Below are 15,097 nucleotides of genomic sequence, written 5' to 3' on the forward strand. Positions count from 1 at the left end.
GAAAGCGCTTCCAACCGGCATTCCTCCAAGCTTTTTTCGGTGATAATGTTCATGGATTCATTTTGCGGACACCGATCAGAGCGATGCCATTCCTTGGGAAGATATTATCGTCATGGATGCGGATGGGTATTTATTCCCGTCTGTTCATTCCCATTTCCCTCCTTATCCTCGTTGTTTCAGCCATCCGCTACGACCTGTTGATCAAGAATGAAACCGACAACGCCGATACGCGTTATCAGTCGGAGGCGCGGGAATTGGGAAAGTATGTGGCCGGCACTTTATTGCCGCTGGCCGCTAGCTGGAATGAAGATGCGCTGCAACACACCCTGGCCGGTGTCTTGCCCCTTAATAAAGACCTTGCCGCGATTGCCTGGGATAGCCCGGCCGGCCATCTCGAAGTCCATGCCGAACCTGTCGATGCAGCAGATTATCCGTCGTGGTTCCGCCGCGTGAGCGGCTTGCACGACATCGATGAAAGTTTCCCGATTGCCCTCAATAGCGGGGCCAACGCCAAGCTGTCGCTGCATTACGTACCGGTACTGCCGCTGAACCGGATCTGGACCGTGGTGGTCAAACAAGCCGCCATCACCCTGATCAATGTGTTCCTGATCTATCTGATCCTGGGCATGATCCTGGCGGCCAACCGCAAGATGCTGAAACGCCTGGCGCAAGCGAGCGACCGTTTCCAGCATGGCGACCATAGCGTGCGCCTGGAGGTCGGTGGCACGCTGGAAGCGCGCGCGATGGCGACGACCTTCAACAATATGGCGGGCAACGTCGAAAACCTGGTCATGTCGCTGCAGTCGAGCCAGAAAAACCTGGCCGATCAACTGGCGCAAACCGTGGCGATGCAAAGTGCGTTGCAACAAATGTCATGGCAAAACTATCATGACGTCTTGACCGGCTTGCCGAACCGGGCCGCGCTGGCGGCGCGTTTTGAGCAGGAACTGTTCATGGCACGCGAACGCCGGCGCCTGCTGGCGGTGTGCCTGATCGACCTGGATCATTTTCAGCATATCAATGACCGCCACGGCGCCGAATCCGGCGACGATATCCTCAAGCAAGTGGCAATGCGCTTGCACGCCTTTGGCAAGCAAAGCCATTATGCGGCGCGGCTGGGCGGCGACGAATTTGTCGTCTTGCTGTCAGGCATGACGAATATGGCGGAAGTTGAACACACCATCGCCTTATTGCTGGAAGAACTATCCAAACCCTACCAATCCGATATGCAGCAGCTGGGCATGACCGCCAGCGCCGGCATCGCGGTCTACACCGGCAAGGAAATGAGTACCGAAACCCTGCTGCGCCACGCCGACCATGCGGTCTACCAGGCCAAATTGACCGGGCGCAATAAGTATCACTTTTTCGACGCCAATCTCGATGAAGAAGTGCGCACCCACCACAATCAGCGCACCGAAATTCGCAAAGCCTTGCTGGCCGGCGAATTCCGCCTGTATTACCAGCCCAAGGTGAATATGCGCAGCGGCGCCGTGGTCGGCATGGAAGCCTTGCTGCGCTGGCAACATCCGCAACACGGCGTGCTGGGGCCGCTGTCATTCCTGCCGATGGTCGAGCAAACCGACCTGATCATCGACATCGGCGAATGGGTGCTGCGCCAGGCTTTGTGGCAAATGCAGCGCTGGAGCGCGGCCGGCTGCCATTGGGTGGTCAGCGTCAATATCGCGGCGCGGCATTTCCAGCAGCCGGATTTTGTGTCGCGCTTGAAAACCATCCTGGCCGAGTTTCCCGGCGTGCGCGCCAGCATGCTGGAACTGGAAATCCTCGAATCGTCGGCGCTGCACGACATCGAGCAAGTGCGCCACATCATGACCGCTTGCCAGGCTTTCGGCATCACCTTTGCGCTGGACGATTTCGGCACCGGTTATTCATCGATGTCTTACCTGAAACGCTTGCCGGCCAACATCTTAAAAATCGACCAGAGTTTCGTGCGCAATATGCTCAACGACAAGGAAGACTTGCACCTGGTCAGCGCCGTGATCGGCCTCGCCAAATCGTTCAGGCTGGCCGTGATCGCCGAAGGCGTCGAAACCACCGAACACGGCGCCAAGCTGATGCAACTGGGCTGCGACCTGGCCCAAGGCTACGGCATCGCCCGGCCGATGCCGGCCGATACAGTGCTGTCATGGGCCAACGCTTTTGTCCCGGCGCCGGAATGGCAAACGCCACTGCTGAGCGAAATTTAAACGGCTGGCCGGACGCTCAGCACCTGTTCCCAATGTTTGTTGTTCAGATACAAGGTCCGGTCCGATTGCGGCAATTCCGACTTGCCCTGCATGTCGACCATGCTTGCCTTACCATCTTTACCGTAAGAGATCACGTCGACACGGTCGCCGTTACGGCTCAGCACGGTGGCGCTCTTGTTTTCCAGCCTGCACCATTGGCCCAGCTCTTCGCTGCCGGCGAACACGCCGGGAATCTTTTGCATCGCGGCCAGCGCCACATGGTCCAGCGGCACCTTGGTACTGTTCAGCAAACGGTCAACCTCGGCCCGGTTGGCGACGGGATCCGAGAAAAACGTGCGGCTGTCCTGCAAGGCATCGCGGATATCGGCGGAGTAATCGGCAGTGCTATTCGGCAAGACTTGTCCGGCCACCCGCTCCCGCAGATGCGTCACTTCGGCAAGATTCAAATTCTTGCCGCTCAAGGCATGGAACAGGCAATTGCCATCCGCATGGCATTCCCGCGTGTCGATCACGAACGGCCCGGCTCGTTGCTCCTTTTTGACGATGCCGGGCGCCGCGCCCAGCGCTGCGGCGGGGCTGGAACCTGCGCCATCGAGGAAGCCGACGAATTGCTGCATGTCCGCCGAGAGCCGCTTGGGCTGGGTGAATTGCCATATATCGGCGACAAATTCCCGGTGCGCGGGATCGTTCTGGTCGATGCCGTACTCCTGATACAGCGGCGCCAACTGCGCGTCAGTCGGCCCGGCGGCATGCACCGCGGAATGCGGAATGTCGGCATGCGATGGCGCAAGCGCCTCTGGTTTTACCGGCTCCTGTGGCGGCGGCAGCGGCTTGGGCTGCGCCTGGCGCCACATGTCGATGGCAAATTCACGCTCCGCGGCATTGGTTGGCAACATATCCAGCTTCAGGCAAAACTCTTGCAGCTCAAACTCGGTCGGCTCGCTGGCAGCGGTCCGCTGCGCCGGGGGCGGTGGAGGCGGCGCACTTGCTTGCGCAGCATCCCACATCTCCCGCAAGCCACGGAGTTCCTGGCCGGTCATCTTTTTCATGTCCAGATCCAGATCGCCGCAAAAATTCTGCAATTGCGCAAGCGTAGGCCCCTTGGACAGCGCTGGCTTGGGCGGCACCGTATCTTTTGCCATGTTCAACAAATGCCGGCGCCGCACGCCTTCCCCCCTGACGGTTCTAACGCGCTCCTGCCTGGCCAGCGTCGTCGGCGGCGCGGGGGTATAAGCGGCGCCAGCGCTATACTCTGGCGCCGTATGGATGGCAGGGACAGGCAAAGGCCGGGTAAGGACAGGGCTCATGGTGGGTTCCGAAATGTCACGATCATGTTATGGAGAGGAACGACAGTGCTTCAGATCGTGAAGGCAAGCAGTCGATCCGTCTGTCACCATGAGTAACCGGCCGCGCAGCCAGGGTTCCATGGCGGGCGGCGGGGTTCTCTCAGCGCCACCAGCGGAATAAAAGACGACAACTAGCTCGCCGCCAGCGCCCGGTCGATCAATTCGATCCAGTGCCGCACCGGGGTATCGGTTCCCGACTGCAAATGCGTCAAACAACCGATATTGGCCGAGACTATCATCTCCGGCTCGCTGGCTTGCAGATTGGCCAGCTTGTTGTCGCGCAATTGCATCGACAATGCAGGCTGCAATATCGAATACGTGCCGGCCGAACCGCAGCACGCATGGCTGTCGGCGCACAGTGTGACGTCGACCCCGGCCGCGCGCAGCAGCCGCTCCGCCTTGCCGCGAATTTGCTGGCCATGCTGCAAGGTACAAGGTGGATGGTAAGCGACCCGCGGCCCGGTCTTGCCGCGCAGCAGTCGCACCAGCTGTTCCTCGAATTCCGGCAGAATTTCGCTGAGGTCGCGCGTGATGGCCGAAATGCGCCGCGCCTTTTCGGCATACGCGGCGTCATCGGCCAGCAAGTGGCCATATTCCTTGACTGTCACACCGCAACCGGACGCCGTCATGACGATGGCCTCGACCTGGTCGATATAAGGCCACCAGGCATCGATATTGCGCCGCATATCGTCCAGTCCGCCCTCCTGGTCATGCAAGTGATAACGCAGTGCGCCGCAGCAACCGGCCTTGGGCGCCAGCATCAGTTGCACGCCCAGCGCATCGAGCACGCGCGCGGTGGCGGCATTGATATTCGGCGCCATCGCCGGCTGCGTGCAGCCGTCCAGCAGCAGCATCTTGCGCGCATGCAGACCGGTTGGCCAGCGCCCCGGCCTGGCGCCCGGCATCAATTTGTCTTGCAGCGATTTCGACAGGAACGGGCGAAACAGCTGGCCGGTTTTATAGGCTGGCGTAAACAGCCATGTGCGCGGCAATCCCTCCTTCAGCACAAAACGCAGCGCCCGCTCGCGCAAGGGCCGCCGTACGCGCTGTTCGACCACCTTGCGGCCGATATCGGCCAGCCGGCCATATTGGACGCCGGACGGACAGGTAGTTTCGCAGTTGCGGCAAGTCAGGCAGCGGTCCAGATGGGTTTGCGTCCTGGCCGTGACCGGCGCGCCTTCCAGCACTTGCTTGATCAGGTAAATGCGGCCGCGCGGACCATCCAGTTCATCGCCCAGCAACTGGTAGGTCGGACAGGTGGCGGTACAAAAGCCGCAATGCACGCAGGCGCGCAAGATCGCTTCGGCTTCATCGCCGTCGCGGGTATGCCTGATAAAATCGGCGAGATTGGTTTGCATGGTCGCTCAGTACATTCTGCCGGGATTAAAAATGCCGGCGGGATCGAACGCCTGCTTCAGGCGCTGATGAATTTTCTCGACGGCCGGCGCCAGCGGATGGAACACCCCAACGCTTTTATCGCCGCCACGAAACAGGCTGGCATGGCCGCCGGCCGCCGCCACCGTCCTGCGGATGGTGCGCGCCATGTCCATATCGGCATCGATCTTCAGCCAGCGCTGCGCGCCGCCCCACTCGATCAATTGCTGCCCGCGCAAGATGACGGCGCTGGCCGCCGATGGCAGCGACAGCCGCCAGACACTGGTCTCGCCGCTAAAAAACGGATGGGTCTGTTCGCGCAGGCTGGCCCAGAATGCCGCGCCATCCTTTATTTCCTGGCCGCCGATACTGCCGAGCGCCGAAGCCACCGCCGCATCGGCACCGGACAGGCGCACCGTCAGCAGACCATCGTACCAGCAACTGGCCGAGATCGGCAACGGCCGCCCGGCCCACTGGTTCAGGTAGCGCAACGCTTCGATTTCACCGAGCGCAAAACGCACGCTGGTTTCGCGCAACGGCAGCGGCAATACTTTCAGCGACACATCCAGTATCAAGCCCAGCGTGCCGAGCGAACCGGCCAGCAGGCGCGACACATCGTAGCCGGCCACGTTTTTCATCACTTGTCCGCCGAAGGTCAATACTTCTCCCTTGCCATCCATTAATTTGGCGCCCAGCACAAAGTCGCGCAGCGCACCGGCGCTGGCCCGGCGCGGCCCCGACAAGCCGCTGGCGAGCATGCCGCCGACAGTGGTCCCGGAGCCGAAATGCGGCGCTTCGAAGGCCAGCATTTGATGCTGCGCCGCCAGCGCCGCCTCGATCCCGGCCAGCGGCGTGCCGCAGCGGGCGGTGATCACCAATTCGGTCGGTTCGTAATCGACGATGCCGGCATACGGCCGCGTGTCGAGCAACTCGCCGTCGAACGATTGCCCATACCAATCCTTGCTGCCGCCGCCGCGCAGCCTTAACGCCGTCCGATTCGCGCTGGCCGCCAGGATACGCTGCCGAAATTGTTCCGTTATCTCTTGCACACACACTCCGTTAAAAACGCGGCAAATGCGCGAAGTTCAATCGACCGCCCGCCACATGCATCTTGCCGAATTCGGCGCAACGGTTCAGCGTCGGGATCGCCTTGTCGGGATTGAGCAAAAATGCCGTATCGAAAGCCCGCTTGACGGCAATGAAGGCGCCGATTTCCTGCGCCGTGAATTGCAGGCACATGGAATCGATCTTTTCGATGCCGACGCCATGCTCGCCGGTGATGGTGCCGCCGACCGCCACGCACAAGGCGAGGATATCGGCGCCAAACGCCTCGGCGCACGCGAACTGGTCCGGCTGATTCGCATCGAACAAGATCAGCGGATGCAGATTGCCATCGCCGGCATGGAACACATTGGCGCAGCGCAAGCCATATCTGATTTCCATCTCCGCAATGCCGGTCAGCACTTGCGCCAGTTTCTTGCGCGGGATGGTGCCATCCATGCAGTAATAATCGGGGGAAATGCGGCCCGCGGCGGGAAACGCATTCTTGCGCCCGGACCAGAATTTCAAGCGCTCCGCTTCCGATTGCGACACCGCGATCGCGCTGGCGCCGGCCTGCTGCAATACCGCCGTCATGCGTCCGATCTCTTCCTCAACTTCCGCTACCGTGCCATCGGCTTCGCACAGCAAGATCGCCGCCGCGCCGGTGTCGTAACCGGCATGGACGAACGGCTCGACCATGCGCGACGAGGTTTGGTCCATCATTTCGAGGCCGGCCGGAATGATGCCTGCCGCAATCACATTGGCCACCGCATTGCCGCCGGTAACGATATCGCTGAACGACGCCATGATGACGCGCGCCGTGGCCGGTTTCGGTATCAGCTTGACCGTCACTTCGGTGACGATGCCCAGCATGCCTTCGGAACCGATGAAGACCGCCAGCAAATCCAGGCCCGGCGCATCGAGCGCTTCGCTACCCAGTTCGACCACCTCGCCATCGATGCTGACCATGCGCACGCGCAACACGTTATGCACCGTCAAACCGTATTTCAGGCAATGCACGCCGCCCGAGTTTTCCGCCACATTGCCGCCGATGGTACAGGCGATTTGCGACGACGGGTCGGGTGCGTAATACAAAGCGTGTTCGGCGGCAGCGTCGGAAATGGCCAGGTTGCGCACGCCCGGCTGCACCACCGCGGTCCGCGCATACGCGTCGAGCCGCACGATGCGGTTCAGGCGCGCGGTCGACAACACCACCCCGTCGGCGATCGGCAACGCGCCGCCGGACAAGCCGGTGCCGGCGCCGCGCGGCACAATCGGCACGCCCAGCTCGCGGCACACCTTCAGGATCGCGACAATCTGCTGTTCGGTATCGGGCAAGGTCACCACCATCGGCAACTGGCGGTAGGCAGCCAGGCCGTCGCATTCGTAAGGGCGGGTGTCTTCCGGCTCGGACAAGACGCAACGCTCCGGCAACACGGCGCGCAGCGCCGCCGCGACTTGCCGGCGGCGCGTGGCCAGCCGCGCGGGATCGGGGGGGGCGATATTGGCGGTATCGGAGGTACTCATCGGGCGGCGCCTGCTGGCTGGTGGTCAAGCGTCGATTGTAAGCACAAAAACGGACGACGTCCGGATTCTTGACAATTTTACTAAACCGGCGTGCGCAAGCGGCGGAACCAGCGCCATATGCCGTATCCTCACAGTTTACCGACATCAATCAACAGGAAACATCATCATGGGCAACCGACTCTCTAAAATCGCCACCCGCACCGGCGACAATGGCAGCACCGGCCTGGGCGACGGCAGCCGCACCAGCAAGGACAGCGTGCGCGTGCATGCGATGGGCGACGTCGATGAACTCAATTCCCACCTCGGCCTGCTGCTGTGCGAAGACATGCCGGCCGCCTTGCGCGAAGAGCTGGTGGCGATCCAGCACGACTTGTTCGACCTGGGCGGCGAGATTTGCATTCCCGGCTACCAGTTGATTACCGAAGTGCATGTGTTGCGCCTCGATGGCTTGCTGGAAAAATACAATGCCGACTTGCCGCCATTGACTGAATTCATCTTGCCGGCCGGTTCGCGGGCGGCGTCGATCGCCCACATTTGCCGCACCATTTGCCGCCGCGCCGAACGCAGCATCGTGGCGCTGGGCAATGCGGAAACCATCCACGACCATCCGCGCCAATATGTCAACCGCCTGTCGGATTTGCTGTTCGTGCTGTCGCGCGTACTGAACCGTTTTGCCGGCGGCAGCGACGTGCTGTGGCAGCAGGAGCGCCAGCGCGGCTGATCCGCTCTCCCTCAGGCGCGTTTGGCCGGGTTTGCCAAATGTTCCAGCAACAACACGCGCAGCAGGATGATCTGCGCCACCGCGTCGGCTTGCAGGGGATCCGGGTCGGGCGCGTCGAATGCGATCGCCGGGCCTGCTGGTTCGCCGCGCAGCAAGCTGTCGATATCGGCGCTGACCGCCTCGGTCCAGCGCAATAATAGCGGTCCGGCCGGCACCGCGCGCGGACTCAGGCTGATGCGCGCACTGCTGCCGGCGACCCGGCGCAGCAGCGCCAGCGTGCGCATCGCCGCTTGCATGCCGGCCGCGCTGCCGCGCCGTTCGATGCGCAAGCGCTGGCACACCTGTTCCGCATTATTGCTGGCCAGGCCGGCCTGACGCCGTAACGCGGCGATGCCGGCATCCCATTTGCCGCCGGACGCCATCACCGCCAGCAAATATTTCAGGTTGGCCGATACGGCGGCCGACAGGCGCTGCTCCAGGTTCTCGGTTTCGCGGCTCGGCCACAAGTAAAACGTGGCCAGCAAGGCGAATAGACAACCCAGCACATTGTTGCCGAAACGGCTCATCGCATACACCAGTTCATTGGCCGGCGCCGCATAGTCGGCCACCAGCACAAAGGCCGGCGTCATGAACATCACATGCAGGCTGTAGCTGACGCGGCGCAGCGCCATGCAGGCGCAAATCAGCGGAAACACCACCAGCGAAATGGCCAGCGGCGACTGCACCGCCAGGCCGATCAACACCGCCAGCAACGCGCCCAGCATGCTGCCGGCGACGCGTTCGATGCCGCGCGGCCAGGTGGTGGCGACCGACGGCTGCATGATCAGCAAGGTGGCCATGGTGGCCCAATAACCGAACGGCACCTTGAAAATCACCGTCACCAGGAAGGCCGCCAGCGTCGCCAGCCCGACCCGCGCCGCGTGGCGCCAGCCCAGCGATTCGGTGCTGGCATTGGATTTCAGCGCCAGCCACGCATGCGACAATTCGGCGGCCGCCGCCTGGCGCCACGGCAATTCCTCGGCTTGCTCTATGCCCAGCTCAAATACTTCGACATTCAATTTAAGTGGCAGCAGCTCGCCCAGCGCGGCCGCCAGCCGGCGTCCGCAAGCATCGAGCCGGCGCTGCAGCAGCAACGGCGGCAACTCCGGCATGCGGTCGATTTCCAGGCCCATGCGGCGCAGCAATTCCGCCATGCTTTCCAGGCTGCGCACGGCCCGCTCGGCGCCGCGCAAGCGGCGCTGTTCGCGTTCGCACGCGTGCGTCACCGCGATCAGGTAGGCAAAGATGCGCTCGGCGTCGCTCAGCGCGATCAGCAACTGGTCATAGATCTTGCGCTTGCCGGTGCGCGACGGCGGCAAGGCGGCCAGCGCCTGGCGCGCCGCTTCCAGCGCGGCCCGGGTTTCCGAACGCAGACGGGCGCCATGCACGGCGCCGCTGCCGGCCAGCGCACCACGGCGCAGGAAACGGGCATTGTCGCGGGCGATGCCGGCCAGCCGCGAATAGGCGGCGCGCACCGCGCGCCGGCTGGCCGCGAACGGATGGATGCGCCACACGGTAAAACTGAGCACGGTGGCAAACAGGCAGCCAAACAGGTAAACACCGAGGAAATACACCGCGTGCGGCCAGGAATGGAGCGGATGGGTCACCATCACGACGCAGGCGGTGGCGGCCAGGATCGCCGCTTGCGCGGCGGCCGCGCCCCAGATGCGGGCCAGCGCGCCGGCCCATGAAAAAAACAGTACCGCACACGCGGCGGGGAACCAGCCGAGGCTGGCGGCGTAGGCGGAAATACCCCCGCCCAGCGTCGAGCACAGCGCAAAGCCCGTCATCGATGCGAAGCGCATGCGCCTGGTGCCGGCCGCGTCGGCCAGACAAGTCCAGAAGGCGCCGATCGCGGCCCACGCAAATTCATGCTGGCCCAGTACCAGTCCCAGCACCAGCATGGCGCTGGACGCGCAGGCGGCGCGCAAGCCCTCCGACAGATTGGCTTCGTCGACCGACAGCATGGCCAGCCACGACGGCCGGTGGCGCGCCAGGCTGTCGCCGCTGACATGCAACGCCGTTGCCCAGCGATACGCCCAACCCTTCGATTGGCGCTGAATTTTCCTGAATCTCAATGTACCCTCTTTACAGGCGGCTTGTTCGTTGTAACGTGTGGATCGGAAAACATCATCGTAGCATTGCCCAGCCCGATACTGTCGCGTTTGAGGGCAGGCTATAAAAAAACGGCGCAATTTGCGCCGTTTTCGGGAAAAAACTACAACTCAGGGTTACCCCTTATTGACCACCACCAGGCGCGGTTCGCCGCCGCCAAAACGCTGCTTGACCGAAGCGGCGATGCCGCTCGCGTCGAGGCCGACGCCTTTCAGCAGCAAGGCTGGATCGCCATGGTCGATGAACTGGTCGGGCAAGCCCAGCATCAGCAACGGCTTGACGATGCCCTCGGCGGCCAGCGCTTCGGCCACCGCCGAACCGGCGCCGCCCATGATCGCCCCCTCTTCCACCGTCACCAGGTAATCGTGTTGCTGCGCCAATTGTTTCAACAGCTCGACATCGAGCGGCTTGACGAAGCGCATGTTGGCGACCGTCGCATCGAGTTGCTCGCCGGCGGCCACGCTCGGCGTCACCATCGAACCGAATGCCAGGATGGCGATCTTTTGGCCGTGGCGCTTGATTTCGCCCTTGCCGATTTCCAGCGTCGTCAATTCCTTGTCCAGCACCGCGCCGGTGCCGGTGCCGCGCGGGTAACGGATCGCCGCCGGACCGTTGTATTGAAAACCGGCGGTTAACATCTGGCGGCATTCGTTTTCATCCGACGCGGCCATGATCACCATGTTCGGAATGCAGCGCAAAAACGCCATGTCGTAATTGCCGGCATGGGTCGCGCCATCGGCGCCGACCAGGCCGGAGCGGTCCAGCGCAAACGTCACGTCGAGGTTTTGCAGCGCCACGTCGTGGATCAGCTGATCGTAGCCGCGTTGCAAAAAGGTCGAATAAATCGCCACCACCGGTTTCAAGCCTTCGCAGGCGAGGCCGGCGCCGAAGGTCACCGCGTGCTGCTCGGCAATACCAACGTCGAAATAGCGGTCCGGGAATTGTTCTTCAAACTTGACCATGCCGGAACCTTCGCGCATCGCCGGCGTGATGCCGACCAGGCGCTTATCCACGGCGGCCATGTCGCACAGCCAGCTGCCGAACACTTCGGTATAGGTGAGCTTGCCGGCGGCAGCGGGCTTGATGCCTTCGGCCGGGTTGAATTTGCCGGTACCGTGGTACAACACCGGCTCCGCCTCGGCCAGCTTGTAACCCTGGCCTTTCTTGGTCACCACGTGCAGGAATTGCGGCCCCTTCAATTGCTTCAGGTTTTGCAGCGTCGGGATCAGCGATTCCAGGTCATGGCCGTCGATCGGTCCGATATAGTTAAAGCCGAATTCCTCGAACATGGTGGCAGGCACCACCATGCCCTTGGCGTGTTCTTCGAGGCGCTTGGCCAATTCCAGTACCGGCGCGGGCAACACCGATTTGCCGACATTCTTGGCGGCCGCATAAAACTGACCCGACATCAGCCGCGCCAGGTAGCGGTTCAACGCGCCGACCGGCGGTGAAATCGACATGTCGTTATCGTTCAGAATCACCAGCAAGTTGATGTCGTCTTGCACACCGGCATTATTCAGCGCTTCAAACGCCATCCCAGCCGTCATCGAACCGTCGCCGATGACGGCGATCGAGTGGCGCGGGTCGCCCTTGATCTTGGCGGCCTGGGCCATGCCGAGCGCGGCCGAGATCGAGGTCGACGAATGCGCCGTGCCGAAGGTGTCGTATTCGCTTTCATCGCGTCGCGGGAAACCCGAAATGCCGTTCAGCTGGCGCAGCGTATGCATGCGCTCGCGGCGGCCGGTCAGGATCTTGTGCGAATAGGTTTGGTGGCCGACGTCCCAGACGATGCGGTCGTGCGGCGTGTTGAACACATAATGCAGCGCGATGGTCAGTTCGACCGTGCCCAGGTTGGACGACAGGTGGCCGCCGGTCTTCGACACCGAATCGAGCAGGTAGTGGCGCAATTCATTGGCCAGTGGTGCCAGTTGCGAACGCGACAACTTGCGCACTTCGGCCGGTTCATTGATATTTTCTAGCAAGTTCATTTAAGCCTTCCGCTGCACGACCAAGTCCGCCAATTGGCGCAGGCGGCCGGCCTTGTCCCCGAATGGCGCGAGCGCCGCGTGGGCGTCCTGCCGTAATTGTTCTGCCAACATCCTGGATGGCTCCAGGCCCAAAATCGATACATAGGTCGGCTTGTTGGCCGCCGCGTCCTTGCCGGCGGTCTTGCCCAGCGTGGCCGAATCGGCGGTCGCGTCGAGCACGTCGTCGACCACCTGGAACGCCAGCCCGACCGCGCGCGCATACTGGTGCAGCGCGGCCGAGTCGCCGGGCGACAAGTCCTTGCCGGCCAGCGCGCCCAGCAGCACCGCGGCGCGCAACAGGGCGCCGGTCTTCAATTGATGCATCTGTTCCAGCTGTTCCAGCGCCAGGCTGATGCCAACGCTGTCCAGGTCGATCGCCTGGCCGCCGCACATGCCGGCCGAACCCGATGCCTGCGCCAGCACGGCCAGCATCGCCATCTGGCGCGCCGGCGGGATGTCCATGCCTTCGGCCAGTACGGTGAACGCTTGCGATTGCAACGCGTCGCCGACCAGCAAGGCGGTCGCGTCATCGTAAGCGATATGCACCGTCGGCTTGCCGCGCCGCAAGGCGTCGTCATCCATGCACGGCATGTCGTCATGCACCAGCGAATACACATGGATCATTTCCAGCGCCGCCGCCGCGCGGCTCAGCGTGGCCGGCGCCGCGTCGAACAAGTCGCCGGCGGCATAGGCCAGCAAGGGGCGTACCCGCTTGCCGCCGCCCAGCACCGCATAGCGCATCGCGGCGTGCAATTTGTGCGGGACCGACCCGGCCGATGGCAGGAAGGCATCGAGGTCGTGTTCGACGCTGGACTGGACGGTTTTCATCCAGTCGCCGAAGGTCATGCCGTCGTTCAGGGGATGCACGGTGGAACTCATGCGCCGGCCTCGCCGCCATTACCTTCAGAAAACGGTTTTAGCATATCGCCTTCCAGCACTTTCACTTGCGCCTCGACGGTATCGAGTTGCGCCGCGCAATATTTCACCAATTCCGAACCGCGCTGGTAAGCCGCGACCGACGCTTCCAGCGGCAATTGCCCCGCTTCCATTTGCGTCACCAGTTGCGCCAACTCCGCCATCGCTTCTTCAAACGAGGCAGGCGCTGCGGCTGCAGGTATTAATTTCTTTGACATAAGCACTCAGATCATTTCTCGGCACAGGGGCAACAGGGAGAACCCACCGAGGGCGGCCCAGCCAGTGTAGAACGTTATTTTAGAACAAACCACCGAGATAAGTGAAAACTAACGCACGTGACGACACACGGCCAATGCGACAAAGTGGTCTGCTTCATGCAGGAAATAAGGCTGGATTTTAGCGTAATCGCCCCCAAATTCGCCTTGCTGCCACCATCTGACCTTATTTTCGGGCTGATAGTTGCTGAAGCGTGGCCGTTTTTGCCAAAAAAAGTGTTGATACGCGGTATAATCTCCGGTTATGTCCGAAATACCGTTTCAACAAATATTGAATTCAGGTCTATGCGGATTCTTTCTCTCTGTCGCGTGACGCCCAGGCATGGCCGGGCGGCGCGCTAGCGTGTTGTACATATTATGGGGGGGTTGGGATGTCCGATCTGGCTACTTACGCCAAGCTGGCGCGTTCAAACGCGCAACTTCCGGTCCACGTCTATTTTGACGAAGCGCTACTGCGGCGCGAAACGCAGCAATTATTCCAGGCCGGTCCGCGTTATATCGGGCATGAGCTGATGGTGCCGAATGTCGGCGACTTTGCCACGCTCGCTGCCGAGAACGAGGGTCGCATGCTGGTGCGCAATGCAAACGGTATCGAAGTATTGTCCAACGTTTGCCGTCACCGCCAGGCGCTGATGTTCAATGGCCGCGGCAATGCCAACAATATCGTATGTCCGCTGCACCGCTGGACCTACGACTTGAAGGGGGAATTGATCGGCGCGCCGCACTTCCCTGAAACGCCGTGCCTGAACTTGTCGAAAACACCGCTGCAAAACTGGAACGGCTTGCTGTTCGAACAAAACGGCTACCACGTCATGGATAAGCTGAACCAGTTGTCGGTGACCAAGGACCTGGATTTCTCCGGTTATATGTTCGACCACGTCGAAGTCCACGAATGTAATTACAACTGGAAAACCTTTATCGAGGTCTACCTGGAGGATTACCACGTCGAACCGTTCCATCCGGGCCTGGGCAGCTTTGTCAGCTGCGACGACTTGCGCTGGGAATTCGGCAAGGATTACAGCGTGCAAACCGTCGGCGTGCATCGCGGCTTGCAGCAATCCGGTTCCGCCGCCTATAAAAAGTGGCAGGAGCAAGTACTGAAATTCCGTGGCGGCACGCCGCCGCCGTATGGCGCGATCTGGCTGACGCTGTACCCGAACATCATGGTCGAGTGGTATCCGCACGTGCTGATCGTGTCGACATTGTGGCCGGACGGCCCGCAAAAGACCCGCAACGTGGTGGAATTTTATTACCCGGAAGAAATCGTGCTGTTCGAGCGCGAATTCATCGAAGCCGAACGGGCCGCCTACATGGAAACCTGCGTCGAAGACGATGAAATCGCCCAGCGCATGGACGCCGGCCGCCAGGTCCTGATGAAACGCGGTACCAGCGAAGCCGGCCCCTACCAGTCGCCGATGGAAGATGGCATGCAGCACTTCCATGAATGGTATCGAAGCAATATCGCACTATAATCGAGCACCGGGCCGCATCGCGGCCCGTTTCTTTTTCCGAT

General features: G+C 61.8%; 11 protein-coding genes. 3 read left to right on the forward strand and 8 right to left on the reverse strand.

The annotated features are described in order from the left end of the window. Positions 1-122: 122 nt before the first annotated feature. Complete coding sequence (locus GJA_RS21090; protein WP_038496202.1) at positions 123-2,204, forward strand: putative bifunctional diguanylate cyclase/phosphodiesterase; 2,082 nt, start codon at positions 123-125, stop codon at positions 2,202-2,204. Here the strand turns inward: GJA_RS21090 and GJA_RS21095 are convergent. From GJA_RS21095 to GJA_RS21110, 4 genes are all read right to left on the reverse strand, one after another. Next, positions 2,201-3,253, reverse strand: coding sequence for an OTU domain-containing protein (locus GJA_RS21095; RefSeq protein WP_144241613.1), 1,053 nt, complete (start codon positions 3,251-3,253; stop codon positions 2,201-2,203). The two genes, GJA_RS21090 and GJA_RS21095, sit on opposite strands and share 4 nt — an antisense overlap. 428 nt (positions 3,254-3,681) lie before the next feature. After that, complete coding sequence (gene glcF, locus GJA_RS21100; RefSeq protein WP_038496208.1) at positions 3,682-4,908, reverse strand: glycolate oxidase subunit GlcF; 1,227 nt, start codon at positions 4,906-4,908, stop codon at positions 3,682-3,684. 6 nt (positions 4,909-4,914) lie between these two features. Then, positions 4,915-5,973 carry a glycolate oxidase subunit GlcE gene (gene glcE / locus GJA_RS21105; RefSeq protein WP_038496210.1) on the reverse strand — a complete coding sequence of 353 codons (1,059 nt, stop codon included), beginning with the start codon at positions 5,971-5,973 and terminating at the stop codon, positions 4,915-4,917. A 10-nt stretch (positions 5,974-5,983) separates the two neighbouring features. Further along, positions 5,984-7,492 carry an FAD-linked oxidase C-terminal domain-containing protein gene (locus tag GJA_RS21110; protein WP_051781207.1) on the reverse strand — a complete coding sequence of 503 codons (1,509 nt, stop codon included), beginning with the start codon at positions 7,490-7,492 and terminating at the stop codon, positions 5,984-5,986. Between the two features lie 166 nt (positions 7,493-7,658). On the opposite strand from GJA_RS21110, the gene GJA_RS21115 reads away from it, so the two are divergent. Continuing rightward, complete coding sequence (locus GJA_RS21115) at positions 7,659-8,213, forward strand: cob(I)yrinic acid a,c-diamide adenosyltransferase (protein ID WP_038496213.1); 555 nt, start codon at positions 7,659-7,661, stop codon at positions 8,211-8,213. Between the two features lie 11 nt (positions 8,214-8,224). Here the strand turns inward: GJA_RS21115 and GJA_RS21120 are convergent, their stop codons facing one another. The 4 genes from GJA_RS21120 to GJA_RS21135 all read right to left on the reverse strand — a co-directional run bounded on the left by GJA_RS21120 (position 8,225) and on the right by GJA_RS21135 (position 13,527). Beyond that, on the reverse strand, positions 8,225-10,219 hold the full coding sequence (locus GJA_RS21120) for an FUSC family protein (protein ID WP_081905663.1): 1,995 nt from the start codon (positions 10,217-10,219) through the stop codon (positions 8,225-8,227). Positions 10,220-10,483: 264 nt separating this feature from the next. Beyond that, positions 10,484-12,355, reverse strand: coding sequence for a 1-deoxy-D-xylulose-5-phosphate synthase (gene dxs, locus GJA_RS21125; RefSeq protein ID WP_038496216.1), 1,872 nt, complete (start codon positions 12,353-12,355; stop codon positions 10,484-10,486). After that, positions 12,356-13,240, reverse strand: a complete 885-nt coding sequence (locus GJA_RS21130) for a polyprenyl synthetase family protein (RefSeq protein WP_051781476.1) — start codon at positions 13,238-13,240, stop codon at positions 12,356-12,358. It abuts the gene before it with no gap. Between the two features lie 29 nt (positions 13,241-13,269). Beyond that, entirely contained in the window at positions 13,270-13,527 is a 258-nt protein-coding gene (locus tag GJA_RS21135; RefSeq protein ID WP_038496219.1) for an exodeoxyribonuclease VII small subunit, read from the reverse strand. Between the two features lie 428 nt (positions 13,528-13,955). Between GJA_RS21135 and GJA_RS21140 the strand changes: the two genes are divergently transcribed. Continuing rightward, positions 13,956-15,056 (forward strand): aromatic ring-hydroxylating oxygenase subunit alpha, encoded by a 1,101-nt coding sequence (locus tag GJA_RS21140; protein ID WP_038496222.1) that lies wholly within the window; start codon positions 13,956-13,958, stop codon positions 15,054-15,056. The last annotated feature ends 41 nt before the right edge of the window (positions 15,057-15,097 follow it).

Origin of the sequence: Janthinobacterium agaricidamnosum NBRC 102515 = DSM 9628, assembly GCF_000723165.1 — a bacterium.
GTDB classification, from domain to species: domain Bacteria; phylum Pseudomonadota; class Gammaproteobacteria; order Burkholderiales; family Burkholderiaceae_D; genus Janthinobacterium; species Janthinobacterium agaricidamnosum.